General features: G+C 67.4%; 25 protein-coding genes. 8 read left to right on the top strand and 17 right to left on the bottom strand.

Annotation, left to right across the window (positions count from 1 at the left end):
* Window positions 1–137 precede the first annotated feature (137 nt).
* From rsmD to AC5Y4C_RS05250, 5 genes are read right to left on the bottom strand one after another with little or no spacing between them, the layout of a single operon-like run.
* Window positions 138–695: a 16S rRNA (guanine(966)-N(2))-methyltransferase RsmD gene (gene rsmD, locus AC5Y4C_RS05270; RefSeq protein ID WP_499963249.1), complete on the bottom strand. Its 558-nt coding sequence runs from the start codon at window positions 693–695 to the stop codon at window positions 138–140.
* Window positions 692–4,084: a pyruvate carboxylase gene (locus tag AC5Y4C_RS05265; RefSeq protein WP_499963169.1), complete on the bottom strand. Its 3,393-nt coding sequence runs from the start codon at window positions 4,082–4,084 to the stop codon at window positions 692–694. Before AC5Y4C_RS05265 ends, rsmD begins: the two co-directional genes overlap by 4 nt.
* Window positions 4,081–4,725, bottom strand: coding sequence for a vitamin K epoxide reductase family protein (locus tag AC5Y4C_RS05260; RefSeq protein WP_499908031.1), 645 nt, complete (start codon window positions 4,723–4,725; stop codon window positions 4,081–4,083). The genes AC5Y4C_RS05265 and AC5Y4C_RS05260 overlap by 4 nt, the downstream gene beginning before the upstream one ends.
* Window positions 4,722–5,495, bottom strand: a complete 774-nt coding sequence (locus AC5Y4C_RS05255) for a DsbA family protein (RefSeq protein ID WP_499914323.1) — start codon at window positions 5,493–5,495, stop codon at window positions 4,722–4,724. Before AC5Y4C_RS05255 ends, AC5Y4C_RS05260 begins: the two co-directional genes overlap by 4 nt.
* Before the next feature lie 37 nt (window positions 5,496–5,532).
* Window positions 5,533–6,660, bottom strand: coding sequence for an alpha/beta hydrolase (locus AC5Y4C_RS05250; RefSeq protein ID WP_499963171.1), 1,128 nt, complete (start codon window positions 6,658–6,660; stop codon window positions 5,533–5,535).
* Window positions 6,661–6,702: 42 nt separating this feature from the next.
* Between AC5Y4C_RS05250 and AC5Y4C_RS05245 the strand changes: the two genes are divergently transcribed.
* Both AC5Y4C_RS05245 and AC5Y4C_RS05240 read left to right on the top strand, forming a co-directional pair.
* Entirely contained in the window at window positions 6,703–7,542 is an 840-nt protein-coding gene (locus AC5Y4C_RS05245) for an aldo/keto reductase (RefSeq protein WP_499908028.1), read from the top strand.
* 1 nt (window position 7,543) lies between these two features.
* Entirely contained in the window at window positions 7,544–8,368 is an 825-nt protein-coding gene (locus AC5Y4C_RS05240) for an aldo/keto reductase (RefSeq protein WP_499908027.1), read from the top strand.
* A gap of 9 nt (window positions 8,369–8,377) precedes the next feature.
* Here the strand turns inward: AC5Y4C_RS05240 and AC5Y4C_RS05235 are convergent, their stop codons facing one another.
* From AC5Y4C_RS05235 to AC5Y4C_RS05225, 3 genes are read right to left on the bottom strand one after another with little or no spacing between them, the layout of a single operon-like run.
* Entirely contained in the window at window positions 8,378–9,091 is a 714-nt protein-coding gene (locus AC5Y4C_RS05235; RefSeq protein WP_499948239.1) for an HNH endonuclease family protein, read from the bottom strand.
* Window positions 9,088–11,310: an ATP-dependent DNA helicase RecG gene (recG, locus tag AC5Y4C_RS05230; protein ID WP_499963173.1), complete on the bottom strand. Its 2,223-nt coding sequence runs from the start codon at window positions 11,308–11,310 to the stop codon at window positions 9,088–9,090. Before recG ends, AC5Y4C_RS05235 begins: the two co-directional genes overlap by 4 nt.
* Before the next feature lie 2 nt (window positions 11,311–11,312).
* Entirely contained in the window at window positions 11,313–12,956 is a 1,644-nt protein-coding gene (locus AC5Y4C_RS05225; protein ID WP_499963174.1) for a DAK2 domain-containing protein, read from the bottom strand.
* 193 nt (window positions 12,957–13,149) lie between these two features.
* On the opposite strand from AC5Y4C_RS05225, the gene rpmB reads away from it, so the two are divergent.
* Window positions 13,150–13,344 carry a 50S ribosomal protein L28 gene (gene rpmB, locus AC5Y4C_RS05220; RefSeq protein WP_499963175.1) on the top strand — a complete coding sequence of 65 codons (195 nt, stop codon included), beginning with the start codon at window positions 13,150–13,152 and terminating at the stop codon, window positions 13,342–13,344.
* Window positions 13,345–13,373: 29 nt separating this feature from the next.
* Here rpmB and AC5Y4C_RS05215 read toward each other — a convergent pair whose 3' ends face one another.
* Genes AC5Y4C_RS05215 through AC5Y4C_RS05205 form a run of 3 tightly spaced genes read right to left on the bottom strand, consistent with a single transcriptional unit; the run spans window position 13,374 to window position 15,351 of the window.
* Window positions 13,374–14,063, bottom strand: coding sequence for a uracil-DNA glycosylase (locus AC5Y4C_RS05215; protein WP_499963177.1), 690 nt, complete (start codon window positions 14,061–14,063; stop codon window positions 13,374–13,376).
* 11 nt (window positions 14,064–14,074) lie between these two features.
* Complete coding sequence (locus AC5Y4C_RS05210) at window positions 14,075–14,365, bottom strand: DUF1330 domain-containing protein (protein ID WP_499908021.1); 291 nt, start codon at window positions 14,363–14,365, stop codon at window positions 14,075–14,077.
* A gap of 35 nt (window positions 14,366–14,400) precedes the next feature.
* Window positions 14,401–15,351, bottom strand: a complete 951-nt coding sequence (locus tag AC5Y4C_RS05205; RefSeq protein ID WP_499963179.1) for a thiamine-phosphate kinase — start codon at window positions 15,349–15,351, stop codon at window positions 14,401–14,403.
* A 140-nt stretch (window positions 15,352–15,491) separates the two neighbouring features.
* Here AC5Y4C_RS05205 and AC5Y4C_RS05200 point away from each other — a divergent pair, with 140 nt between their 5' ends.
* Window positions 15,492–16,034: a DUF3515 domain-containing protein gene (locus tag AC5Y4C_RS05200; RefSeq protein WP_499963181.1), complete on the top strand. Its 543-nt coding sequence runs from the start codon at window positions 15,492–15,494 to the stop codon at window positions 16,032–16,034.
* A gap of 17 nt (window positions 16,035–16,051) precedes the next feature.
* On the opposite strand, the gene AC5Y4C_RS05195 is transcribed toward AC5Y4C_RS05200, so the two are convergent.
* From AC5Y4C_RS05195 to AC5Y4C_RS05185, 3 genes are read right to left on the bottom strand one after another with little or no spacing between them, the layout of a single operon-like run.
* Complete coding sequence (locus AC5Y4C_RS05195) at window positions 16,052–17,116, bottom strand: D-alanine--D-alanine ligase family protein (protein ID WP_499963182.1); 1,065 nt, start codon at window positions 17,114–17,116, stop codon at window positions 16,052–16,054.
* A 38-nt stretch (window positions 17,117–17,154) separates the two neighbouring features.
* The gene (locus AC5Y4C_RS05190) at window positions 17,155–18,255 is read right to left on the bottom strand and encodes a cystathionine gamma-lyase (protein WP_499948229.1); all 1,101 of its coding nucleotides are present in this window, start codon (window positions 18,253–18,255) and stop codon (window positions 17,155–17,157) included.
* Window positions 18,256–18,261: 6 nt separating this feature from the next.
* Entirely contained in the window at window positions 18,262–19,242 is a 981-nt protein-coding gene (locus tag AC5Y4C_RS05185) for an NAD(P)H-dependent glycerol-3-phosphate dehydrogenase (protein WP_499963251.1), read from the bottom strand.
* Between the two features lie 80 nt (window positions 19,243–19,322).
* Between AC5Y4C_RS05185 and cofC the strand changes: the two genes are divergently transcribed.
* From cofC to mutT1, 3 genes are all read left to right on the top strand, one after another.
* The gene (gene cofC / locus AC5Y4C_RS05180) at window positions 19,323–19,964 is read left to right on the top strand and encodes a 2-phospho-L-lactate guanylyltransferase (protein ID WP_499908016.1); all 642 of its coding nucleotides are present in this window, start codon (window positions 19,323–19,325) and stop codon (window positions 19,962–19,964) included.
* A gap of 73 nt (window positions 19,965–20,037) precedes the next feature.
* On the top strand, window positions 20,038–22,227 hold the full coding sequence (locus tag AC5Y4C_RS05175; protein ID WP_499908015.1) for an RNA degradosome polyphosphate kinase: 2,190 nt from the start codon (window positions 20,038–20,040) through the stop codon (window positions 22,225–22,227).
* Entirely contained in the window at window positions 22,227–23,117 is an 891-nt protein-coding gene (mutT1, locus tag AC5Y4C_RS05170; protein ID WP_499963184.1) for an 8-oxo-(d)GTP phosphatase MutT1, read from the top strand. Before AC5Y4C_RS05175 ends, mutT1 begins: the two co-directional genes overlap by 1 nt.
* Window positions 23,118–23,188: 71 nt before the next feature.
* Here the strand turns inward: mutT1 and AC5Y4C_RS05165 are convergent, their stop codons facing one another.
* The 3 genes from AC5Y4C_RS05165 to leuC form a co-directional block, all read right to left on the bottom strand.
* The gene (locus AC5Y4C_RS05165) at window positions 23,189–23,842 is read right to left on the bottom strand and encodes an HU family DNA-binding protein (protein ID WP_499908083.1); all 654 of its coding nucleotides are present in this window, start codon (window positions 23,840–23,842) and stop codon (window positions 23,189–23,191) included.
* Between the two features lie 200 nt (window positions 23,843–24,042).
* On the bottom strand, window positions 24,043–24,639 hold the full coding sequence (leuD, locus tag AC5Y4C_RS05160; RefSeq protein WP_499908013.1) for a 3-isopropylmalate dehydratase small subunit: 597 nt from the start codon (window positions 24,637–24,639) through the stop codon (window positions 24,043–24,045).
* A 19-nt stretch (window positions 24,640–24,658) separates the two neighbouring features.
* A complete protein-coding gene (leuC, locus tag AC5Y4C_RS05155; RefSeq protein WP_499963186.1) occupies window positions 24,659–26,086 on the bottom strand; it encodes a 3-isopropylmalate dehydratase large subunit in 1,428 nt (475 codons plus the stop codon).
* Between the two features lie 39 nt (window positions 26,087–26,125).
* Here leuC and AC5Y4C_RS05150 point away from each other — a divergent pair, with 39 nt between their 5' ends.
* Entirely contained in the window at window positions 26,126–26,827 is a 702-nt protein-coding gene (locus AC5Y4C_RS05150) for an IclR family transcriptional regulator (protein ID WP_499963188.1), read from the top strand.
* The last annotated feature ends 7 nt before the right edge of the window (window positions 26,828–26,834 follow it).

Here is a 26,834-nt window from a genome sequence, read left to right as displayed (position 1 = left end):
CGCTAGCAGCCGCGCGATGTGCATGCTCGCACCGTGACGAGGGTGCGCTCCGGTACAGCAGAGCCCGGCGTGTCGGCGTGCAGACGCGCGCGCTTGCGCCCGTGTCGGCGTGCAGACGCGCGCGCTCGCGCCGCGGACTAGGGGGAAGCGGCGGCGAACTCCAGCCGGGTGTCGCCGTAGCGGCGCTGTAGCCACACCGTCCAGCCGTCCGGCCACACCAGCGGCGGCGACGACGCCCGACGCTCCACCACGACGACGGTCCCGTCGGCGGTCCACCCGCCCAGGCTCAGCGCGGTCAGCATTGCCGTGACGTCGCCGGACCCCATGTCATAGGGCGGGTCGGCGAAGACCAGATCCGCAGGTTGCGATGCGCCGGCGCCGAGCACCGCCGCCACCGGCCGCGCGACCACCGTCGCCCCCGGCAATTCGAGCGTGCTGGCGTTGCGTTCGATCACGGCCGCGGTGCGCGCGTTGGCCTCCACGAACGTCGCGCGCGCCGCGCCGCGTGACAGCGCCTCCAGCCCCAGCGCGCCCGAACCGGCGTACAGATCGAGCACCGCGATGTCCTCGAAGTCCAGTCTGGCGGCCAGCACGTTGAACAGCGCCTCGCGGACCCGGTCACTGGTGGGCCGGGTGCCTCTCGGCGGGACCGCGATCCGGCGTCCGCCGGCGCGCCCGGCGATGATGCGGGTCAGCTGATCACCATCAGCAGATCGCCGCCCTCCACCTGTGCGGTCTGGGACACGGCAATCCGGCTCACCGATCCCGCCTTGGACGCGGTGATGGCCGCTTCCATTTTCATGGCCTCGATGGTGGCGACGGTCTGGCCCGCCGTCACCTCGTCGCCTTCGCTGACCGCCACCGTCACGACGCCCGCGAACGGCGCGGCGATGTGGTCGGGGTTGGTCCGGTCGGCTTTCTCGGCGGCCGGCACGGCCGTGGCGACGCTGCGGTCGCGCACCAGCACCGGCCGCAGCTGGCCGTTGAGGATGCACATCACGGTGCGCATGCCGCGCTCGTCGGGGTCGGAGATCGCCTCCAGCCCGATCAGCAGCTCGACGCCGCGTTCCAGCTGCACGCGGTGTTCCTCGCCGTGGCGGAGGCCGTAGAAGAACTGGTTGGCCGACAGCCGCGACGTGTCGCCGTACAGTTCGCGGTGCTCCTCGAAATCCTTCGTCGGACCGGGGAACAGCAATCGGTTGAGTGTTGCTTGACGTTGCGGCCCAGGGCTTTTCAACGCGTTCTCGTCGTCGGCGGTCAGGTCCTGCTGCGGCTTGGCGGGCGCGCGGTCGGCGAGCGCCTTGGTCCGCAGCGGCTCGGGCCAGCCGCCGGGCGGATCGCCGAGCTCGCCGCGGAAGAACCCGACCACCGAGTCGGGGATGTCCAGGCGCGAAGGGTTGGCAGCGAACTCGTCGGCGGTGATGCCCGCCCCCAGCAGCGCCAGCGCCAGGTCGCCGACCACTTTCGACGACGGGGTCACCTTGACCAGCCGACCCAGAATCCGATCTGCCGCAGCGTAATTGGCCTCGATCTCTTCGAAGCGGTCGCCGAAGCCCAGCGCGATGGCCTGCTGACGAAGGTTGGACAGCTGACCGCCGGGAATTTCGTGGCGGTACACCCGGCCCGTGGGGAATACGGGTCCGGACGCTGCGACATCGAACGGCGCGTAGACCTTTCGCAGCGCCTCCCAGTAGGGCTCCAGGTCGCACACCGCCGACAGCGACAGCCCGCTGTCGTACTCGGTGTGTGCGGTGGCGGCGACGATCGCCGACAGCGCAGGCTGGCTGGTGGTGCCGGCCAGCGGCGCGGCGGCGCCGTCAACCGCGCTTGCCCCGGCGTGGATGGCCGCCAGGTAGGTGGCGAGTTGGCCGCCCGGTGTGTCGTGGGTGTGGACGTGCACCGGCAGGTCGAAGCGGCTGCGCAGCGCGCTCACCAACGCCGTCGCCGCTTGGGGCCGCAGCAGCCCCGCCATGTCTTTGATCGCGAGGATGTGTGCACCGGCGTCCACGATCTGCTCCGCCAGCTTCAGGTAGTAGTCCAGGGTGTAGAGCGTTTCGCCGGGGTCGGACAGGTCACCGGTGTAGCTCATCGCGACTTCGGCGACGGCCGTACCGGTTTCGCGGACCGCATCGATCGCGGGCCGCATCGACTCGACGTTGTTGAGCGCGTCGAAGATGCGGTAGATGTCGATGCCGGTGGCGGTCGCCTCCTCGACGAAGGCGTGGGTGACGGATTCGGGATACGGCGTGTAGCCGACGGTGTTGCGACCGCGCAGCAACATCTGCAGGCAGATGTTGGGAACCGCTTCGCGCAGCGCCGCCAGCCGTTCCCACGGGTCTTCCTTCAGAAAACGAAGCGCCACATCGTATGTCGCACCGCCCCAGCATTCGATGGACAGCAGCTGCGGGGTCATCCGGGCGACGTACGGCGCCACCATCAGCAAGCCGTTCGTGCGCAACCGGGTGGCCAACAGCGATTGGTGCGCGTCGCGAAACGTCGTCTCGGTAAGCCCCACGGGCACAGACTCTTTCAGCCACCGGGCGAACCCTTCCGGGCCCAGTGCCGTCAACCGTTGCTTGGACCCCTGCGGTGGCGGCACCGACAGATCGACCGACGGCAACTTGTCATGCGGATACACCGTCGACGGCCGCGGACCGTGTGGCTGGTTGACAGTGACGTCGGCGAGGTAGTTGAGGATCTTGGTGCCGCGGTCGGCCGGAGTCCGCGCGGTCAGCAGCCATGGCCGCTCTTCGATGAACGAGGTGGTGACTCGTCCGGCGCGGAAATCGGAATCCGCCACCACCGCAAGCAGAAACGGGATGTTCGTCGCCACCCCGCGGATGCGGAATTCGGCGAGCGCGCGGCGCGCACGGGCGACCGCCGTGGAGAAGTCGCGTCCGCGGCAGGTGAGTTTGACCAGCATGGAGTCGAAGTGCGCGTTGACCTCGGCGCCCAGATTGGTGGCGCCGTCGAGCCGGACGCCGGCACCGCCGGTGGAGCGATAGCCGGTGATGCGGCCGGTGTCGGGACGAAAGCCGTTGGCCGGATCCTCGGTGGTGATGCGGCACTGCATCGCAGCGCCGCGGATGCGAATCGAATCCTGGTGCAGCCCAAGGTCTTCGAGTGACTCCCCGTCGGCGATGCGCATCTGGCTGCCCACCAGGTCGACGTCGGTGATCTCCTCGGTGACCGTGTGCTCCACCTGGATGCGGGGATTCATTTCGATGAACACGTAATGTCCGCGCTCGTCGAGCAGGAACTCGACCGTGCCCGCATAGGCGTAATCGATGTGACGCGCGAACGCCACCGCGTCGGCGCAGATCCGCGCACGCAGCTCGTCGGGCAGGTTCGGCGCCGGAGCGAGCTCGATGACCTTTTGGTGGCGACGCTGCACGCTGCAGTCCCGCTCGAACAGGTGGATGACGTTGCCCTGCGTGTCGGCGAGGATCTGCACCTCGATGTGACGCGGGTTGATCACCGCCTGTTCCAGGTACACGGCCGGGTCGCCGAAGGCCGACTCGGCTTCCCGGCTGGCGGCTTCGATCGCCTCGGGTAGCGCTTCTGGATCGGTCACCCGCCGCATGCCGCGGCCACCGCCACCGGAGACCGCCTTGACGAACAGCGGAAACTCCATGTTCCGTGCGGCGGCCACCAGCTCGTCCACCGACGTCGACGGCGCCGAGGACGTCAGCACCGGAAGACCTGCGGCGCGCGCGGCCTCGATCGCGCGGGACTTGTTGCCGGTCAGCTCGAGGATGTCCGCGTTGGGTCCGATGAAGGTGATGCCGGCGTCGACGCAGGCTGCGGCCAGCTCTGGGTTCTCCGACAAGAAGCCGTAACCGGGGTAGACGGCGTCGGCTCCGGCACGCAGCGCGGTGCCGACGATCTCGTCGACCGAGAGATACGCCCGCACCGGATGGCCCACCTCACCGATCTGATACGACTCGTCGGCCTTGAGCCGGTGCACAGAGTTGCGGTCCTCGTATGGATACACCGCGACGGTGGCGATGCCGAGTTCATAGGCGGCGCGGAACGCGCGGATCGCGATTTCGCCTCGATTGGCGACAAGAACCTTCTGGATCACGAGATCAGCGTCGACCAGTAATCCCAGAACTGCACGACGATCAGCAGAATCACCGCGGTAACCCACAGGGCGACCAGCGGCCAGCGCCATGTGTAGAGCAGGCGGCCGGCGGCGTGCCGGCCCAGCGGCGCCAGCGCCACCGACGAGACGACGACCAGCAGCGGGATGGTCACCGCCCACACCACCATGCAGTACGGGCACAGGGCGTTGATCCGGTACAGGCTCTGGAAGATCAGCCAGTGCACGAACACCGCCCCCAGCAGCGTGCCAGCCGCGAGCCCGAGCCAATACCAGCGCGGCAGGCCCACCCGACCGACCGCGAGCACGCCGGTGACCACCACGACGGTGAACGCGACGATGCCCAGAAGCGGATTGGGGAAACCGAAGAGCGCGGCCTGCGGCGTCACCATCACCGACCCGCAGGACAACACCGGGTTGATGCTGCACGACGGGCGGTACGACGGGTTCTTCAGTAGCTCGATCCGCTCGACCGTCAGCGTGAACGACGCCGCCAGCCCGATCACTCCGGCGATCAGCACGTACCAGGCGCTGGCGCGAGCGATGCCCACTCCAGCACGACTGGGCGCCTGGTCCACCGCGTTGTCGGCCGACGGGGACTGGTCGGGCGCGGCGACGGTCATTGCGCCGGGGCGGGGCTCGCCGGTGGCGGCGCCGGCGGCAGGGTCCCGAGAATGCCTTTGACCTGATCGGTCAGCGTCTGCGGCGTGGTGGTGCGGGTGATCGGGAATTCCTTGCCGTTCAGCAGGATCGTGGGGGTGCCGGTGATCTTGGCGTCTTTGGCCATGCCCTTCACCACGTCGAGGTACTTGCCGCTGTTGATGCAGTCAGCAACCTTGGGGCTGGCGCCGGCTTGCTGGGCCTGCTCGATCAACCAGGCGTTGTCGTGGAACGGACCGGCGACCTCGTCGGGCTGGACGCCGCGTTGATACAGCATCGAGTGGAACTTGCGGAACGCGGGGATCGACTCGTCGGCCACGCAGTAAGCCGCCGCGCCGGCGCGTGACGAATAGTTGTTGCTGCCCGGCCTGTTGTCGAGGATCGCCACCATCCGGTAGTCGACCTGGATGGCACCGCTGTCGATCAGCTGGCTGACCGTGGGGCCGAACTGCTCTTCGAAACCGCCGCAGGCGGGGCACAGGAAGTCCTCGTAGATGGACAGCACGGCCTTGGCCTGGCCGGCGTCGTTTTTCACGAGCCTGTCTTGTGCGGCAACCGTGATCGCCCGTCCGCTTTGCGCGGCGGCCGGGCCGTTGTCCTTCTTGTGCAGCATGATCCAGCCGACCAGAGCGACCGCGAAAATGATGACCAGCGCGGTGAGCCCGCCGCGCACCAACAGTTCACGCTTGCGGTCGGCCGCCTTCAGGTCATAGCGCTTGGATTTGTTCGCCACAGCGCTCAGACTACCGGCGGCCCTCAGCGCGTCCTGCTCAAACGTGGGTCAGGTGCGCTCGCAACGCCGAGGTGATCTCGGCCATCGCCAGCTGACTCCCGCCGCCCAGCGGCCAGAAGTTGCAGAACGCGTGGATCAGCGAGGACATCCGCCGGCAGTCGACCGTCACCCCGGCTTCTCGCAGGCGCTCGGCGTAGGCCTCGCCTTCGTCGCGCAGCGGGTCGAAGCCCGCGGTGATCACGATCGCCGGCGGCAGGCCGGCGAGGTCGTCGGCAAGCAGCGGCGACACCCGCGGGTCGGTGACGTCCAGTCCCGATCCGTCGAGGTACTGCTGCCCACACCACTTCATGTCGTGTGCCGTCAGAAAGAACCCGTTGGCGAACAACGCCCGCGAGCGGGTGCCGCCCCGCAAATCGGTCACCGGATACAGCAGCAGCTGCAGCGCCGGCGGCACGCCGTCGTTACGCCCCCACCGCGCGATCACGGCCGCGAGGTTGCCGCCGGCACTGTCGCCGCCGACGGCCACGACTCCGCGCCGGGTGCCGAGCTCGTGGCCGTGCTGCACCGCCCACCGGTAGGCGGCATAGGCGTCCTCGAGTCCGGCGGGCGCCGGATGCTCGGGTGCGAGGCGGTACGCCACCGACAGCACGTCGATGCCGGCGTCCCGGCAGATCAAGCGGCACACGTTGTCGTGGGTGTCCAGATCGCCGAGCACCCAGCCGCCGCCGTGGAAATAGAGCAGCAGCGGATTGGCGCCGCCGCTGTCAGGGCGGTAGTGCCGGGCCGGGATCGGGCCGGCGGGTCCGGGAACAGACAGCTCAGTGACCGAGGCGAGCGGAACCGGGTTGCGGTCGATGGCGTGGGTGGTGCGGCGCACCCGCTCGCGGGAGTAAGCCACGTCGTCGCGCGCGGTCAGGCCTTCTTCCCCGGAGAGCTTCAGCGACACCAGGGCCAACTGCAGGGTCGGGTCGAGGGTGTTGCCGTCGATCGTGACGGCCCGCGCCATCAACCGTTTCGCGGCGTCGGGAATCGCGGGCAGCACACCTGCGCCGACCTTGTTGGCGAGCAGCGCCGCCGCGACGCGGGCCTGGGTGAGGCGGTGGTGGTTTCTTGCCGATGGCGAACCGTGCGATGTGGAACGCGTTGGGGTGTCGGTCACATCCATGGACGGTAATCGCTTCGAGGTTGCGCTGGCAGACTGGTCGGAATGACTGCTCCGCTGATCACGCTCAATGACGGCAACGCCATTCCCAGCGTGGGTCTCGGCGTGTTCAAGACACCACCGAAGGAGACGGAAAAGGCGGTCCGTGCTGCGCTCGAGGCCGGCTACCGGCACATCGACACGGCGTCGATGTACGGCAACGAGCGCGAAGTCGGCCGCGCGGTCGCCAAGTCCGGCATCCCGCGCGAGGAGATCTTCGTCGTCACGAAGCTGTGGAATTCCGACCAGGGATACGACCGGACGATGAAAGCCTTCGAGAAGAGCATGAAGCTGCTCGGCTTGGAGGGCGGCTATCTGGACCTGTACCTGATCCACTGGCCGGTGCCGGCGATCGGCCGGTTCGTCGACACCTGGCGGGCGTTCGCCGCGCTGCGCGACCTCGGCCGGATCCGCTCGATCGGCGTCTCCAATTTCGCGCCGGAACATCTGAGCACGTTGATCGACGCCACCGGCATCGTGCCGGTCGTCAACCAGATCGAGCTGCATCCGCTGTTGACGCAGGTGGAGCTGCGTGAAGTGCACGCGCAGCTGGGAATCGCGACGGAGGCGTGGAGCCCGCTCGGCCGGGGCCGGCTGCTCGAGCATCCCACCGTCACCGAGATCGCCGAGCGGTACGGCAAGACTCCCGCGCAGGCGATCATCCGCTGGCATTTGCAGATCGGTAACATCGTGATCCCCAAGTCGGTGAACCCTGAGCGGATTGCGAGCAACTTCGACGTGTTCGACTTCGAATTGAGTGAGGAAGACGTCACCTCGATCTCCTCGCTCGACAACGGCACCCGGCTAGGTCCCGATCCACGCACCTTCAACTCCACGGGCAGGTGAGATGACGCCGACCATCACCCTCAACGACGACAACGTCATTCCGGTTGTCGGCCTCGGCGTGGCAGAGCTGTCGGAAGACGACACCGAGCGGGCGGTCAACGCGGCCTTGGAGGCCGGCTACCGGCTGATCGACACCGCGTCGGCGTACGGCAACGAGGCCGCCGTCGGCCGCGCGATCGCGGCGTCCGGCATCCCGCGCGAAGAGGTGATCGTCACCACCAAGGTCGCCACGCAGGACCAGGGCTACGGCAGCACCAAAGAGGCCTGCGCCGCAAGTCTCGAGCGACTGGGCCTGGACTACATCGACCTCTACCTGATCCATTGGCCCGCAGCGCAATTGGGCACGTACCTGGACACCTACGGCGCTATGCAGATTCTGCAGCAGGAAGGCAAGGTGCGCTCGATCGGCGTCTGCAACTTCCTCGAGGAGCAGCTGACCTCGATCGCCGACATCACCTACACCCACCCGGCGGTCAACCAGATCGAGCTGCACCCGCTGCTCAACCAGGCGGAGCTGCGCGCGCTGCACGCCGATCGCGGCATCGTCACCGAGGCTTACAGCCCGCTGGGGGTGGGCAAGCTGCTGGACAACCCGACGCTGGTGTCGATCGCGCAGGCGCACGGGAAGACGCCCGCGCAAGTGGCGATCCGCTGGAGCATTCAGCTCGGCAACGTGGTGATCCCGCGGTCGGGCAACCCGGAGCGGATCAAAGAGAACATCGACGTCTTCGACTTCGAGCTGACCGACGAGCAGATGGACTCCATCAACGCGCTCCACGACGGCACCCGGTTCCGCCCCGACCCCGCCACCTACACCGGCACCTGAGCAACCAGGTCAACCCGTCGGGCAGGTGCTCGCGCCCTCTCGCAAAACGCCGGCCGACGACTCGTCGATCGGCAGCCCGTAGCCGCGCAGCACGTTCACGAACTGCACCGAATACTGGCACCAGAACGCCTTGTTGGGCGGCATCCAGGTGGACGGTGCCTGGTCCCCCTTGTCCTGGTTCGCCTGCCCGGCGACCGCGATCAGGTTCGCGGGGTCGTTGGCGAACCGCACCCGCATGTCGTCGGACCATGCCCGAGCACCCAGATCCCATGCCAGCGCCAAGGGCACGATGTGGTCGATCTGCACCGCCGCGCCGGTCTGCTCGCCGCGCACGAACGCAACTGTGGCATTGGTGTACGGGTCGTGAAGCATGCCGGTGGCCACCGCGTGCGGGCAGCGCTTGATCGAAACGTAGGTCTTGTCGACGAGGTCGCGGTCCAGGATGTCGTTGCGGGTGTCGCAGCCGTTGTGACCCAGCGGCGCGTCGTTGTCGTCGGTCCAATTCTCGCCGAACGCCGCACGGCGATAGTCGTTGCTGCGCACCCGAATTGGGATGATCGCGATGCCGGCGAGCACGTCGGTGCCGGGGGCGACGGTGGGCACGTCCGCCTGGGCGGTGAACGCCTCGGAGCGATGCCGCCATGCGGTGGTGCCGGCCTGGAAGGCGACGAAAAGGGCGACCATCACGGCGGCGGCCAACAGCGCCCAGGTGCGTCGGCTCATGCCTTGTCCAGGAATTCGACGCGGTCGGATTCGATGAATTGCGCTGCGAGCATTGCCATTCCACGATGGTGCGGGTGCTCTGGGTAAAGCGACTCACACATTGCCCGGGCGGCTTCGATGATCTCCCGGTGTTTCGACAGCGACAGAAACCTCAGCGTGATGGGACGCCCGGATTGGCTGTGGCCCAGCACATCTCCTTCGCGGCGCTCCTCCAGGTCGAGGTCGGCGAGCTCGAAGCCGTCCAGCGTGCCGGCGACGGCCTTTAGTCGGCGCCCGGCCGAGGATCCCTCCGGGAGCCGGGTGGCGAGCAGACACAGGCTCGGATGCCGGCCGCGGCCGATGCGGCCGCGCAGTTGATGCAGTTGGCTGATCCCGAACCGGTCGGCGTCCATCACCAACATCACCGTCGCGTTGGGGACGTCGACGCCCACCTCGATCACCGTGGTGCACACCAGTACGTCGATCTGTCCGTTGCGGAAACCGGCCATCACGGCGTCCTTCTCGTCAGCCGACAGCCGGCCGTGCATCAGGCCCAGCCGCAGACCCGACAGAGCCCCGCGCCGCAAAGACGTGTACAGCTCGAGGACCGTGGTCGCCGGCGGTCCCCCGGTGCTGGGGTTGTCGCTCTCGTCGATGCGCGACGCCACCACGTAGGCCTGCCGCCCGGCCCTGACTTCTTCGGTGATGCGCTGCCACGCGCGGTCGAGCCACTTCGGCTTGTCGTTGACGAAGATCGTGGTGGTGGTGATGGGTTGGCGTCCGCGCGGCAACTCGCGCAGTGTCGACATCTCGAGGTCGCCGTAGACGGTCAGCGCGACCGTGCGCGGAATGGGCGTGGCGGTCATCACCAACAGATGCGGGGTCAGGCCCTCGGGAGCCTTGGCGCGCAGGCGATCCCGTTGCTCGACCCCGAACCGGTGTTGCTCGTCGACGACGACCATGCCGAGGCTTTTGAACTCGACAGCGTCCTGCAGCAGCGCGTGGGTTCCGATCACGATGCCGGCCTGACCGGACGCGACCTCCTCACGCACCTGCCGCTTCTGCTGCGGCGACATGGATCCGGTCAGCAGCGCCACCCGGGTGCCGTCGTCCGCGCCGCCGAGTTGACCCGCCATCGCCAACGGGCCGAGGATGTCGCGGATCGAGCGGGCGTGCTGAGCCGCAAGCACTTCCGTGGGTGCCAGCATCGCGCATTGATATCCGGCGTCGACCATCTGCAGCATGGCCAGCACCGAGACGACGGTCTTGCCGGAGCCGACTTCCCCTTGCAGCATCCTGTTCATCGGTCGGCTGCCGGCCAATTCGGCGGACAGCACGTCGAGCACGTCGCGCTGGCCCTGAGTCAATTCGAACGGCAACTGCCCCAGCATCGCCGCGACCAGTCCGTCGTCCCTTCGTGGTGCCGGTGGCCCGCTGTCGCTGCGTTCGCCGTGTCGCCGGGCCACCAGAGCCCACTGCAGCCCGACCGCCTCGTCGAAGGTGAGCCGCTCGGCGGCACGGTCCCGTTCCACCGAGTTGGTGGCCAGGTGGATGGCCCGCAACGCCTGGTCTTCTGACATCAGAAGGCGTTGGCGCACAACGTCTTCGGGCAACGGTTCCTCGATCGGGTCCAGCACGTCGAGCACTTGGCGCACGCAGGCGTAGATATCCCAGCTCTGCACTTTGGCGTTGGCCGGGTAGATGGGGAAGAATTCCCGCTCGAACGCCGCGAGCAGCTGCTCCTCACCGGTGGCCCTCGCCGCATCGGCGATGGTTTTCAGTGACTTGGTTCCGGCGGTCTTTCCCGTAGGCGAGCTGAGCACCAAGAACGCCGGATGGCTCAATTTCATTGTGCCCCGGTAGTGTTCGACCTCACCGGACAGCATGACCCGGGTGCCTTTGACCAGCTTGTCGAGCATCCAGTCCGCGTTGAAGAACGTGGCGGTGACCCTCGGCCGATGTGTCCCCAGCGTCACTTGCAACCACTTGCGCCTGCGCTTGCCCGGCTTCGGTTTCATCCAGTCCGACTTCGTTTCGGTGATCTCGTCGACGAACGTGACGTGTTCGCCTTCTTCCAGGTCGAATTCGTCGTCCTCGCCGCGCACCGACATTCCCTCGCTGTACTTGCGGGGGTAGTGCCGGAGCAAGTCGTTGACCGTTCGCATTCCGAAGTGTTCTTCGAGCTTTCTGGCGGTGTTGCGGCCGAGGACGTAGTCGAGCCGGTCGTCGAGCGTGGCCATCGCTACTCGACCCCGATCAGCAGCGCATCCCCGCGGTGACCGGTGTGATAGGTCACCAACTCCGTGCCGGGGTGATGACGATGCACGTGCGCTTGGAGGTCGGCGCCCACGCAGTCGTCGACATCCGCCCCGATCAGCACCGTCACCAGCTCACCGCCCGTGCCAAGCAGAAGGTCGAGCAGCCGGCGGGCCGTCGACGCGATGTCGTGGCGCACCACCAGCACCTCGTCGCCGGCGATGCCGAGCCCGTCACCGGGTTCGCACGGCCCGGCGAACGTGAGCGCCTCTTCGGTGGCGACGCGCACCGATGCGTAGCGAGTGGCCGCAGCGGCCTGCGCCATCGCATACCCGTCGTCGACGGCGGCGCGGCCCGGTTCGTGCACGGCGAGCGCGGCCAGTCCCTGCACCATCGACGCCGTGGGCAACGGGACCACGTCGAGACCCCAGCCGGTGGCCGCGGTGCAGCCGGCGACAAGTTCCTCGGCGGCGACGAAACCGTTGGGCAGCACCATGATCTGGCCGGCGCCGGTGTCGACGACCGCGCGCAGCAGCTCGGTGGCGCTGATCGACGCCGACGGGTCCTTCTTGTCGTCGGCGCACCGAAGCACGTGGGCGCCTTCGTCGGCGAACAGCTGCGCGGCACCGTCACCGTCGACGACCGCGAGCACCGCCCGACGCCGCACCCACCGGCTGGGCGCGGCGCCCCCGCGCAGCGTGGAGATCTGGATCTCACGCGGCATGCCGACCGCAAGCCCGGCCTCGACCGCCGCCCCAGCGTCGTCGGCGTGGACGTGCACCGAGTAGCGGTCGCCCCCGTCGCCCGCGATGGCCACCGAATCACCCAGCTGTTCCAGCCGTTTGCGCAGCCCGTCGATTCGCTCGGCGCTGGCGTCGATGTGATACATCACCTCGTAGTGAGGCGGGCGCGCGTCGGCATTCGGTTCCACGGTGGCGCGCTCTGCCGGCGGCGACGGAACGTACTCGCCGCGAGACGGCGTGTGCCCGGTGAGCACCGCGGCCAACGCATCGAGCAGCACCAGCAGCCCGCGCCCGCCGGCGTCCACGACTCCGCACTCGGCGAGCACGCCGAGCTGTTCAGGGGTCTTCTCGAGCGCGACGACGGCCGCATCCGCCGCGGCGAGCACGGTGCCGGGCAGGTCGTCGCCGTCGGCGGCGCAGTGTTCGGCCCGGACAGCAGCCGCCTGCAGCACCGAAACGATGGTGCCCTGCACCTCCTCGCCCATCGATCCGACGACCAGCGCGACGGCGTGGCGCAGGACCGCGCCGAAGAGCGCCGGGCTGACGTCCGCGAGCTGATTTTCCGTGTCGGCCGCCGCAGACGCCGTGACGTCGGCCAGTGCCCGCAGGATCTGGGACAGGATGACCCCCGAGTTGCCGCGGGCGCCATGCAGTGCGCCGCGGGCCAAGGCCGCCGCAACCTGGCTCACGTCGCCGGACCTCTTCGCGTGCCGCTCGGCTTCGGCCAGCGCGGCACGCATGGTGAACAGCATGTTCGTCCCGGTGTCGGCATCCGCGACCGGGAAGACGTTGAGCCGGTTGATCTCCTCGGCGTGCACCACCAGACCGCCGACCGCCGCGTGTGCCCAGTCGAGCAGGCCGGATGCATCCAACCGCCGACCCGACATCACACCTCCTCGCGCGGCGCACTCGTTGCGAGCCTAGCCAGTCGGGCCGACAGGCCCGCGACGGTTGCGCCTGCCGCGTTTTTGGTGATCATCGGGGTGGCCGGTATCCTGGTGCGGTTGTCGACGTCACCTGCTCTGCAGTTGCTGGCCAGCGCGACGACACAGACGTAACGATCCGAATGGAGTTTCTGCTATGGCTGCCGTCTGCGATATTTGCGGGAAGCGTCCGGGCTTCGGCAAGTCGGTGTCGCACTCGCACCGCCGGACCAGCCGTCGCTGGAATCCCAACATCCAGACCGTGCGCGCCGTTGCCCGCCCCGGCGGCAACAAGCAGCGGCTGAACGTGTGCACGTCTTGTCTGAAGGCGGGCAAGGTCGTCCGCGGCTGACGCTTACAACAGTCGTCTGCGCCTGACGCTCACGGCAGTCGCCAGTCCACGGGTTCGCCGCCTAGTTCGGCCAACAGGGCGTTCGCTCGGCTGAACGGTCGCGAGCCCAGAAATCCTCGATGCGCCGACAGCGGCGACGGATGGGCCGAGTCGATGGTCGCCACCCGGGATCCACCTTCGGCCAGCATCGGCTTCAGTGTCGCCGCGTCTCGACCCCACAAGATCGCCACCAGCGGCTGCGGGCGCGCCGCCAGCGCCCGGATCGCGCATTCGGTGACCACTTCCCAACCCTTGCCGCGATGCGATGCCGGGTTTCCCGGCCGCACCGTCAGCACCCTGTTCAGCAGCAACACTCCGCGCTGGGCCCACGGCGTCAAATCGCCGTTCGACGGCGCCGGATAGCCCAGATCGGCGCTGTACTCGGCGAAGATGTTCTCCAGACTGCGCGGTAGCGGTCGGACCTCCGCAGCCACGGAGAAGCTCAAGCCGACAGCATGCCCAGGCGTCGGATACGGATCCTGCCCGACGATCAGTACACGGACCTTTTCGAAGGGAAAAGTAAAGGCCCGCAACACATTTCGCCCAGCGGGCAGGTAACGTCGACCGGCCGCCAGCTCGGCGCGCAGGAACTCGCCCATCGCCGCCACTTGATCCGCCACCGGCTCGAGCGCCTGCGCCCAGCCCTCGTCGACGAGTTCCTTCAGCGGGCGCGCCGTCACGGCCGTCAAAGTTACGCCAGCCCTTTCACCAGAAGGACCACCGTGTCGGCGCCAGCGTGGCGGTCCTGCGAGATCTCGACGTATTCCGGCGATTCGGCCCATGCCCGGAAGTCCGTCTCGTCGGGGAACGACATCAGCACCACCTTGTCGCAGTCCGCGGTGCCCTCGACCAGACGCGGCGACTCGTCGGCAGCCAGCAGGGTTCCAGGATGACGGCGGAAGACCTCCATGAACCTTGCTTGATACCGGTCGTAGGCGGTGCGGTCGGTGATCTTCAGCGCAGCAATGGCGAACACGGTCACGGCGTCACGGTAGACGGCCCGATGGCCCCCGATGGCTATTGGAACGATTGCCAGCCCGCGTGTCCGCGCCAATCGGCACCGTCGACCAGAACCCGGGGCGGCCCGTCGACCACGGTGCCGATCACCCGCCATCCGTCAGGGACACGGCCGTCGAACACCGCGACCAATGCGTGGTCCTCCCCGCCGCCGAGCACCCACGACCACACATCGGCGCCGACCACCTGCGCGGCCTCCAGTAGCGCGTCGTGGTCGGATGCCAGCGCAGTCGTCGACAACTCGATGCCGACTCCGGACGCATGGGCGACGTGACGCAGATCGGCGACGAGCCCGTCTGATACGTCGGTCATCGCCGAGGCGCCGGCTTTTGCCGCAACCAGGCCTTGACCGTAGGGTGGCTGGGGCACCAGATGCCGGCGCCGCAACTCGTGAAAGCCGGGAAAGTTCAACTCGCACAACGCAAATCCGGCGGCCGAACGGCCCAGCTCGCCGCACACCCCGACCACCGAACCGGCCGCCGCGCCACTGCGGGTCACCGGCGGGCGGCCGCGAAGATCGCCGAGCACGGTCACGGACACCACCCACTGCGGGGCGCTCACGAGATCGCCGCCCACAATGCCGGCTCCGACGCGGCGGGCTTCCTCCCTCATGCCGTCGGCGAGCTCAGCGACCGCAGCTGCCGACGTGTGGGCCGGCGCGCCGAACGCCACCACGAACCCGGTCACGGCGGCACCCATGGCCTCGATGTCAGAAGCGTTCTGGGCGATCGCTTTTCGGCCGATGTCACGCGGACTCGACCAGTCGCGACGAAAGTGCCTCGACTCGACGAGCATGTCGGTGGAGACCACCACCCGGCCGTCTGGGGCGGCCAGCACTGCCGCGTCGTCGCCGGGCCCCAGCAGCGTGTGTGGAAGCTGTCCGCGACCGACGAGCAGGCGGTCGATCACCGCGAACTCCCCCAGGTCGGCCAGCGTCGGATCGTTGCTCACGTCGCACTCTCCATCCGCTGAACGCCGGCCTTGCCTGCGGTAGCTTTGACCTCTGCCGGGCCCGGGGCACCGGCCAGTGTATTGCGCAGATGCGGCCGACGAAGAGGAGAGTCGCGGGTGGTCGAAGCGTTCACGCTAGGTTGGCCCACCTGAGGGACGGGCCGCCGCGGGCATGGCTGCTGGCAGCGGTCGGTGTGGCCGTGGCAGCCGCGGTCGCGGTGCTGGTGATCGCGGTCTGGCAGGCGCGCACAGCGCAGCCGCGACCGCTGGTGATTCCCGCCGTCCCGGTTCCCCAGGCGAACAGTCCCGAATGCGCGACATTGATGAACGCGCTACCGCAGCGACTCGGCGACTACCAGCGGACCACCCCGGCCAACCCCGTGCCACCGGCCACCGCGGCGTGGCGTTCGGAATCCGACGCCGAGCCGATCCTGTTGCGCTGCGGGGTCGGCCAGCCCGCAGACTTCGTCGTCGGTGCGACCATCAACGCCGTCAACACCGTGCAATGGTTCCGGGTGGCCGAACCGGGCACCGGCCGAAGCACGTGGTTCGTGGTCGATCGCCCCGTCTATGTCGCCCTCACCGTCCCACAGGGCACCGGCGCCACACCGATCCAAGAGATGTCCGACGTGATCGCCGCCAAACTGCCCGCCGTGCCGATCCGTCCAGGGCCACCGCGGTAGACGGGGCGCAGCGACAGTCAACGCAAGCCGACACCGCGGGCCAGCGCGGTGTCGACCATCGCGGACAACAGCGTCGGATAGTCGACCCCGGCGGCCGCCCACATCAGCGGATACATCGAGATCGTCGTGAAACCCGGCATCGTGTTGAGCTCGTTGACCAGCGGCCCCGTCTCGGTCAGGAAGAAGTCGACACGAGCCAGACCCTGGCAGTCGATTGCGTCGAATGCCCGACGGGCGAGCACCCGAACCTGATCGGCGACGTGGTCGTCGATCTTCGCGGGGACGTCGAGTTCTGCGACGTCGTCGAGGTATTTGGTGACGAAATCGTAGAAGCCGTCCTCGCGGTCGCGTACCCCCTGAACGCGGATCTCCCCCACCGCGCTGGCACCGACCGTGCCGTCCGGCCACTCGAGCACGCCGCATTCCAACTCGCGACCCACAATTGCCTTCTCCACCAACACTTTTGGGTCGTGCCGACGGGCCTCGGCAATGGCTGCGGGCAGTTGGTCCCAGCTCGTCACCCGGCTCACGCCGAGCGAAGAGCCGGCGCGGGCCGGTTTGACGAACACAGGCAGACCCAGCCGCTCCTTTTCCTGCTCGGTCAACGAGCTGTGCCGTGCCCGCAGCACCGCGTAGTCGCCGATGGGCAATCCGTCGGCGGCCAACAGTTTCTTGGTGAATTCCTTGTCCATGCCGGCCGCGCTGGCGAACACGCCCGCCCCGACGTAGGGCACACCGGCCAGCTCGAGCAGCCCTTGGATGGTGCCGTCCTCCCCGTACGGGCCGTGCAGGACCGGAAAGACGACGTCGACGGACGTCAGCGCCTCGCCGAACGCGACCTTGACTCCCGACGACGCCGTGACCTCGGGAAGCTGGCGGTCCTTGATCACCAGGCGGTCGGGATCCGCGCCGGTCAGCAGCCACGTGCCGTCACGGCTGATACCGACCGGCACGATGTCGAACCTGCCCGGGTCGAGGTGGCGCAGGATGCTGCCGGCCGACACGCACGAGATTTGATGCTCGTTGCTGCGTCCGCCGTAGATCACGGCGACGCGCACGCGGCGGCCCTTGCTGGCAGTCACAAGCTAGAGAGGCTACCGGTCGCATGGCCGGCAGCCGCTCACAGCGCGCCTTCCACGTCGGCCACCAGGTCGTCGGTGTCCTCGATGCCCGCCGACAGCCGCACGAATCCGTCGGGCACCGGGTCGCCCCAGCGCGCGCGTCGGTCGACCGATGTGTGGATGCCGCCGAAGCTCGTCGCGGCAACCAGCAGATCACTGCGCGACACCAGCCGGTGCACCGCGGCGGCGTCGGCCAGTTCGAACGCAAGGACCCCGCCGAAGCGGCGCATCTGCCGGGAGGCAGTCGGATAGGCGGGATCGTCGGAAAGGCCGGGGTACCGCACCGAGCGGACTGCGGGGTGAGATCGCAGCGCAGCGGCCAGCGCTTCGGCGTTGCGGCACTGGCGTTCGAACCGCAGACCGGCGGTGCCCAGACTGCGCAACACCAGCCAGGCGTCGAACGCACCGAGAATCGGCCCGCTCAGCAGACGCTCTCCGGCCACCGCCGCAAGAATCTCCGGCCGGCTGCCCGCCACATATCCGGCGACAACGTCGCTGTGTCCGGCCAGAGACTTCGTCGCGCTGGCCACCACCACATCTGCGCCCAGCGCCAGCGGCTGCTGACCCAAAGGTGTCGCGGTGGTGTTGTCGACGACCAGCGTCGCACCGCGGCCCCGGCAGATCGTCGCCAACCGGTGCAGGTCCACGACATCGAGAAGCGGATTGACCGGCGACTCGGCCAGCACCACGTCGGCGTCGACGGCCGCGTCGTGCATCTGATCCGACGCCGCTTGGCGTACCGTGACACCTTGTGCGGCAAGGTATTCCGCCGCATATCGGCGCACCTGATAGTAGCCGTCGGCGGGCACCACGAGCACCTCGCCGGGCCGTGCCAATACGCGCAGCACCGCGGTGATCGCCGCCATGCCCGAGCCGAATACCAACGCCTGCGCCGCACCTTCAAGCCGCGCGATCGCTGACTCCAGTTGCCGCCACGTGGGATTGGACGCGCGACCGTAAGTGTCGAACTCGTCTGATTCGTCTGGTGAAAGGTGATACGCAGATGCCGGCACCGGCGCCGGTCCCAGCGGCTGGCCTGGAACCGACTGTGCTTCAACGGCTTTCACACAGCGAGTGGAGTCACCGTACGAGGCCGACACCGTCGCTCACTCCGGCCGGGTGCGCCGCCCGAGCAACAGCGCCATCGCGTCGTGCACAGAAAGACCGTAGTGGCACACCTGATTCACCGCGTCGGTCAACGGCATTTCGACGTCATAGCTCGACGCCAGCGCCAACACCGATTGGCACGATGTCACGCCCTCGGCGACGTGCCCGGCGGCGGCCTCCATGGCCGACTCCATGGTGCCGCCGCGACCCAGCCGCTCGCCGAAGGTGCGGTTGCGCGAGTACGGCGACGTACAGGTAGCCACCAGATCACCCACACCGGCCAGGCCCGCCAAAGTCGCCGGCTTCGCGCCGACCGCGATGCCCAAGCGCATGATCTCGGCCAGGCCGCGAGTGATGATCGCCGCGGCCGTGTTCTCGCCCAACCCCACCCCGGCCGCCATACCGCACGCAAGCGCGATGACGTTCTTGCACGCACCACCGATCTCGACGCCTATCACGTCGGCGTTGGTGTACGGCCGGAAATAGCCGGCGCTCAGCATTCGCTGCACTGCCACCGCGCGGCCGGAATCGCTGCATGCGATCACGGTCGCCGCAGGTTGGCGCTCGACGATCTCGCTGGCCAGGTTCGGTCCCGACAGCACCGCGACACGCGACGGGTCTGCGCCCGTCACCTGCACCACAACCTGACTCATCCGCATCAAGGTGTCCATCTCGATGCCCTTGGCCAGGCTGACAAGTGTCGCGTCTGCTTCGATCAGACCCGTCCATTCCGACAAGTTGGCACGCAACACCTGTGCCGGCACCGCCAGCAGCACAGTCGTCGCACCGGTCAGCGCCTTGGCCGGATCGGCGGTCGCCCGCACATCCGTCGGCAACTTCGCGTTGCCCAGGTAGCGGCGGTTGCGATGTTCGGAGTTGATCTCGTCGGCGATGTCGGGGCGTCGTGCCCACACCGTCACCGAATTGCCGGCATCGGCGAGCACTTGCGCCAGCGCGCTGCCCCAAGCACCCGCCCCCATCACCGCGACGTCACAAGTCGGTCGCTCCGTCCCCACCGCCTTACCCTAACCGCACATCCCCGGCTGGCAGGATGACCACTATGGGCGGTGACGTCGGTCTGATCATCGCCGTCAAGCGGCTCGCGGTGGCCAAGACCCGGCTGGCACCGGTCTTCTCGGCGCAGACCCGCGAGCGGGTGGTGCTGGCAATGCTGCTCGATACCATCACCGCGGCGGCGAAGGAGCCTTCGCTGGCGACCTTGACGGTGGTGACGCCGGATGACGTGGTCGCGGAGGCGGCGCGGCAGCTCGGCGCACACACTCTGGCCGATCCCACACCGCCCGGCCACCCCGACCCGCTCAACAACGCGATCCTCGCCGCCGAATCGGTGATCGCGGACTCATCGACTCCGCCGCCGAACAAGGTTGTGTTGCAAGGGGATTTGCCCGCGCTGCAAACCCAGGAGCTCGGCCAGGCGATCGCCGCGGCACGCGCACATCGACGAAGCTTCGTCGCCGACCGGCACGGCAGCGGAACGGTGGCGCTGTTTGCCTTCGGCACCGCGCTGAAACCGGCCTTCGGCGCGGATTCGGCTCGGCGGCACCGTGATTCGGGTGCAATCGAGCTGACCGGCGCATGGCCCGGATTGCGCTGCGACATCGACACTCCCGACGACTTACAAGCGGCCCGTCGACTCGGGGTGGGTCCGGCCACCGCTCGAGCGATCGCACTGTGCAGGTGAACGGAAATAGGACAGCGAGTTGCCGATCGTCACTTCTTCGGCGGTGAGTAGCCCGTCCGGCCGCCGATGAGGAATGATCGACAGGGTGACTGAAACCGAAGCCGACGTCAGTGCGCCAGAAACACAGTGGCGCTCCGCTGCCAGGCCTGGCGCGGTTGACTCAGCCCCGGAGGCGCCGCCGGCGGCCACCGCGGAAGAGGTCGTCGATGCCCTGCCCGACGACCGGTACCTCAACCGAGAACTGAGCTGGCTGGACTTCAACGGCCGTGTCCTCGCGTTGGCCGACGACACGTCGCTGCCCCTGCTCGAACGCGCCAAGTTCCTGGCGATCTTCGCGTCCAACCTCGACGAGTTCTACATGGTGCGAGTGGCCGGGCTCAAACGCCGCGACGAAATGGGACTGTCCGTTCGCTCGGCCGACGGGCTGTCGCCGCGGGAACAGCTGCGACGGATCGGCGAACGCACCCAGCAACTCGCGATCCGTCACGCCAGAGTGTTCTTGGACTCGGTCCGCCCGGCGCTCGCCGAAGAGGGCATCGTCATCGTCACGTGGGACGACCTCGACGACGTCGAGCGCGCCGAGTTGTCCACCTACTTCCACGAACAAGTCTTCCCGGTGCTGACGCCGCTGGCGGTCGACCCCGCACACCCCTTCCCGTTCGTCAGCGGCCTAAGCCTCAACTTGGCGATCACTGTCAAGCATCCCGAGGACGGCGGCCAACACTTCGCGCGAGTCAAAGTGCCCGACAACGTCGACCGGTTCGTCGAATTGGGCAGCCGCCGCGGCGTCGACGGCGCCGTGCGTTTCCTGCCGATGGAAGAGCTGATCGCGGCATTCCTGACTGTGCTGTTCCCAGGCATGGAAATCGTCGAGCACCACGCGTTCCGCATCACTCGCAACGCTGATTTCGAGGTCGAAGAGGACCGCGACGAAGACCTGCTGCAGGCCCTCGAGCGCGAGCTGGCCCGGCGGCGGTTCGGTTCCCCGGTGCGGTTGGAAGTCTCGGACGACATGACCGAGCACATGCTCGAGTTGCTATTGCGTGAGCTCGAAGTCGACCCGGGCGACGTGATCGAAGTTCCAGGCCTGCTGGATTTGTCGTCGCTGTGGCAGATCTACGGCGTCGATCGCCCGGCGCTCAAAGACCCTCCGTTCGTCCCGGCGACGCACCCGGCGTTCGGTGAACGCGAAACACCCAAGAGCATTTTCTCCACTCTGCGCGACGGCGATGTGCTGGTGCATCACCCGTACGACTCGTTTTCCACCAGCGTGCAGCGCTTCATCGAACAGGCGGCCGCGGATCCGAATGTGTTGGCCATCAAGCAAACTCTGTACCGCACGTCAGGTGATTCACCGATAGTCAACGCGTTGATCGATGCCGCGGAAGCCGGCAAGCAGGTGGTGGCGCTGGTCGAGCTGAAAGCCAGGTTCGACGAGCAGGCCAACATCAAATGGGCCCGCACGCTGGAGCAGGCGGGCGTGCACGTGGTGTACGGACTCATCGGATTGAAGACGCACTGCAAGACCTGCCTCGTAGTGCGCCGCGAGGGATCGGTCATCCGGCGCTACTGTCACGTCGGCACCGGCAACTACAACCCGAAAACCGCACGGCTGTATGAGGACATCGGTCTGCTCACTGCCGCACCGGACATCGGCGCAGACTTGACCGACCTGTTCAACTCGCTGACCGGATACTCGCGCAAGGTGTCGTACCGCAACCTGTTGGTCGCGCCGTATGGGGTGCGAAAAGGGATCATCGAGCGGATCGAGCGTGAAGTCGACGCCATGCGCGCGGGTGCGCAGGGCCGAATCCGGCTCAAAGCCAATGCGCTTGTCGACGAGCAGGTGATCGATGCGCTGTACCGGGCATCGCGGGCCGGCGTGCGGGTCGAGGTGGTGGTCCGCGGCATTTGCGCATTGCGGCCAGGGGCTGCCGGTTACTCCGAAAACATCAGCGTGCGTTCAATTCTGGGCCGCTTCCTCGAACACTCACGTATCTTCCACTTCAATGCAATCGACGAGTACTGGATCGGCAGCGCCGACATGATGCACCGCAATCTCGACCGGCGCATCGAGGTGCTGGCTCAGGTCAAGGACCCCAAGTTGACCGCCCAACTCAACGACATATTCACCTCGGCGCTGGATCCGTCGACGCGCTGCTGGGAACTCGGATCCGACGGTCAATGGACTGCGGCACCTCAGGCAGGTCATAGCGTGCGTGATCACCAGGTCTCGCTGATGGAGCGGCACCGGCATCCCTGATGGCAAAACCGATTCGTGCAGCCGGTGCGGTGCTGTGGCGTTTTGTCGACGGCTCTGCGGACATCGAAGTGGCATTGATCCACCGGCCCCGCTATGACGACTGGTCCCTGCCCAAGGGCAAATTGGATCCGGGTGAGACCGAACCGGCGGCAGCGGTGCGCGAAGTCTTCGAGGAGACGGGCCAACTCGCTCATCTGGGGCGCGCACTGGGCACGGTGCGCTATCCGATCGACGAGGGCATCAAACGTGTGCGGTACTGGGCCGCGCGTGGTCTGGGCGGGCACTTCACGCCCAACGGCGAAGTCGACGACCTCGTGTGGCTGTCGGCGACCGACGCGATGGGCAAGGTGTCCTATCCCCATGACCGGAAAATCTTGCGGCGCTTCGGCGAGCTGCCCCCGGACACGAAGACAGTGCTGATCGTCCGCCACGGCACAGCGGGCAGCAAAAAGCGGTACAAGGGTGACGACCGAAAGCGGCCGCTGGACAAGCACGGTCGCGCGCAAGCCGAATTACTGGTAGGCCAGCTGCTCGCGTTCGGCCCCACCTCGGTGTACGCCGCGGATCGTGCTCGATGCATCCAGACGGTTGCACCCCTTGCCGACGAGCTGCACACCGAAATCGCCGCAGAGCCCACGCTGACCGAAGAAGCCTATTGGCATGATCGCGACAAAGCGCGTCGGCGCGTACTGGAAATCGTCGAGCAGGACGGCACTCCGGTGATTTGCAGTCAAGGAAAGGTCATTCCGGACCTCATCCAGTGGTGGTGTGAGCGCGACGGGATCCGGCCGGCCAAGAGCCGAAACGCCAAGGGCAGTACGTGGGTGCTGTCGCTGCACGGCGGCAAGCTCGTCGCCGCTGACCACATCCCGAGCCCAGCGCCGCACTGACGGCACGTAGCTGCCGGCAACGCAAAACCGCCGCGGGCGTTTCGCACCCGCGGCGGTCAGCGTCGGTGAATCTACTTGCGGCCGCGCTTGGCCGGAGCCTTCTTGGCCGCAGTCTTCTTGGCCGGCGCCTTGGTGGCCGCCCGCTTGGTGGTGGCCTTGCGCGCGGTTGACTTCGCAGCAGTCTTCTTTGCGGGGCTCTTCTTGGCGGCCGACTTGGTGGCCGTCCGCTTGGTCCCCGCCTTCGTCGCGGTGGTCTTCTTGGCGGCCGACTTAGTAGCGGTCCGCTTGGTTGCGGCCTTCTTGGCGGGCGCCTTCTTGGCCGCCTTCTTCGCCGTGGCCTTCTTGGCTGGCGCACGCTTGGTTGCCTTCGACGCGGCAGCCTTCCTGCCCGAGCGACCGCCTCCACTCGATCCGCGCTTCACCGCTGGACCTTCGGCCGGGAGTCGCTGTGCGCCAGACACAATCGCCTTGAACTGTGCGCCGGGACGGAAAGCCGGAACAGAAGTCGGCTTCACTTTGACCGTTTCACCGGTGCGCGGATTGCGCGCGACGCGCGCCGCGCGGCGACGCTGTTCGAATACACCGAAACCGGTAATGGTGACGCTTTCGCCCTTCTGCACCGCGCGCACGATGCTGTCGACGACACCTTCCACGGCCTCTGTCGCGTGGCGACGATCCGAGCTCAATTTCTTTGTCAGTTCGTCGATGAGCTCTGCCTTGTTCATGCATACCCTCCGAAGCCAGCGGTCCCAATCCGGACCGACTAGAGGACACGGTAAACCCTCGACCTGCTGATTTCCAAGAGCCACGCGCAATTTCAGGCAAATTCGGACGAATTATCCGCAATCCGCTTGCCGCGCTTGGCAGGTGGTCGGAAGGCGCCGAAACGGCGGGCGACGCCGCCGATTTGGCCGATCTTGATCGCTCAGATCGCCGCCGACGTGGTTGGTTTCCACGCCGGCCGAGCCGCTTCGAAGGCTTCGATCTGATCGACTTTCCGCAGCGTAAGGCCTATATCGTCGAGTCCTTCGAGCAGCCGCCAGGCGGTGTAGTCGTCAATCGTGAACGGCACCACCACGGTTGCTGCTGCCACTGTCCGATCTTGAAGATTGACAGTGATTTCCAAGCCCGGATTCTGCTCGATCAGCTTCCAGAGCAGTTCGACATCCGGCTGGGCGACTTCGGCTGCCAGCAAGCCAGCCTTACCCGCATTGCCGCGGAAAATATCGGCGAATCGCGACGAGATCACCACCCGGAAGCCGTAGTCCATCAGAGCCCACACCGCATGCTCGCGGGACGAACCCGTGCCGAAGTCGGGGCCGGCCACCAACACCGACCCCTTGTCGAACGGTGCGATGTTCAATACGAAATTGGGATCGTTGCGCCAGGCGGCGAACAAGCCGTCGTCGAATCCGGTTCGGGTGACTCGTTTCAGATACACCGCGGGGATGATCTGGTCGGTGTCAACGTTGGACCGCCGCAGCGGAACTCCGATCCCGGTGTGGGTACGAAACGCTTTCATTGGCTGATCTCCTCAGAATTCAGTTCAGGTCCGCGGGGGCGGACAATCTGCCGCGGACGGCGGTTGCGGCGGCAACCGCCGGTGAGACCAAATGTGTCCGGCCGCCCTTGCCTTGGCGGCCCTCGAAATTGCGGTTCGACGTCGACGCGCACCGCTCGCCGGGCGCGAGCTGATCCGGATTCATGCCCAGACACATCGAGCAGCCGGCCTGACGCCACTCCGCTCCGGCAGCGGTGAATATCTCGTGCAGTCCTTCGGATTCGGCTTGCGCGCGCACCCGCATGGAACCTGGCACCACGAGCATCCGAACGCCGTCGGCGACTTTCCGGCCGCGCAACACGTCGGCGACCACCCGCAGATCTTCGATTCGCCCGTTCGTGCAGGACCCGACGAACACCGCATCGACGGCGATGTCGCGCATTGGCGTACCGGGGCGAAGGTCCATGTACGTCAACGCTTTTTCCGCGTCGCGGCGCTGGTCCTCGTCGGTCATCAACTCCGGGTCGGGCACTGCCTCCGACAGGGGAACGCCTTGGCCGGGATTGGTACCCCAGGTGACAAACGGGCTCAACGTGGAAGCGTCGATGTACACCTCGGTGTCGAACTCGGCGCCGTCGTCGGTGCGCAGCCGGTCCCATTCGGCGACCGCGAGATCCCACTGGTCGCCCGACGGCGCATGCGGGCGGCCGCGCAGATAGTCGTAGGTCGTCTGGTCGGGTGCCACCATGCCTGCGCGTGCGCCGGCCTCGATACTCATGTTGCAGATGGTCATCCGGGCTTCCATCGACAGCGATTCGATGGTGCTGCCCCGGTATTCGATGACGTATCCCTGGCCGCCACCCGTTCCGATCTTGGCGATCACCGCCAAGATGATGTCTTTGGCGGAAACACCGGGCGGCAGCTGGCCGTCGACATTCACCGCCATTGTCTTGAACGGCCGCAACGGCAAAGTCTGCGTAGCCAGAACGTGTTCGACTTCCGATGTGCCGATGCCCATGGCCAACGCGCCGAAGGCGCCGTGCGTGGACGTGTGGCTGTCGCCGCAGACGATCGTCATGCCGGGCTGCGTGAGACCGAGTTGCGGACCGATGACGTGGACGATGCCTTGCTCGGCATCTCCCATCGGATGCAGGCGGATGCCGAATTCAGCGCAGTTGCGGCGCAACGTCTCCACTTGAGTGCGCGAGACCGGGTCGGCAATCGGCTTGTCGATGTCGACCGTCGGCACATTGTGGTCCTCGGTCGCGATCGTCAGATCCGGCCGCCGCACCTTTCGTCCGGCAAGACGTAGCCCGTCGAAAGCCTGCGGGCTGGTGACCTCGTGGATGAAGTGCATGTCGATGTAGATCAGGTCGGGCTCGCGCGAGGCGCCACTGCCCGATCCACGGGCGACGACGTGCGCGTCCCACACCTTCTCTGCCATCGTGCGCGGGCGATCAGGGCTCATGACTAGCTATCTCACAATCTGGGACGTTAGTATCTCGATATGAGACAGGATAGCGGCATCGGAGTGCTCGACAAAGCGGTGGGGGTCTTGCACACCGTGGCGGATGCCCCGTGCGGGCTGGCGGAGTTGTGCGAACGCACCGGGCTGCCGCGCGCGACAGCTCACCGACTGGCCGCCGGCTTGGAAAAGCATCGGCTGCTTGCCCGCGATGGCCAGGGCCGGTGGCGACTGGGCCCCGCGCTGAGCGAGTTGGCAGGGCAGGCGGCGGATCCGCTTGTCGCCGCTGGTGCGGCAGTGCTGCCGCGGCTGCGCGAGCTCACCGGCGAGAGCGTGCAGCTGTACCGGCGCGAGGGAACCTGGCGGGTGTGCGTCGCCGCGATGGAACCGCCTGCGGGGCTGCGCGACACGGTTCCGGTGGGCACACGGCTGCCCATGACCGCAGGCTCCGGCGCGAAGGTCTTGTTGGCATATAGCGATGCGGCCACCCAGCAGGCGGTGCTGCCGTCGGCGAAGTTCACCGAGCGGACCCTGGCTGACGTCCGCCGCCGCGGGTGGGCGCAAAGTGTGGCCGAACGCGAGCCGGGGGTGGCCAGTGTTTCGGCACCCGTGCGCGACGGCCGGGGCAACGTCATTGCTGCTGTGTCGGTGTCCGGCCCGATCGACCGAATGGGCCGGCGGCCCGGCGCACGCTGGGCCGCCGATCTTCTGGCCGCCTCCGAGGCGCTGACGCGGCGGCTCTGATCGCCTG

The organism is Mycobacterium sp. NGS35 (genome assembly GCF_059812855.1).
This window is presented reverse-complemented; position numbering and strand designations above follow the sequence as displayed.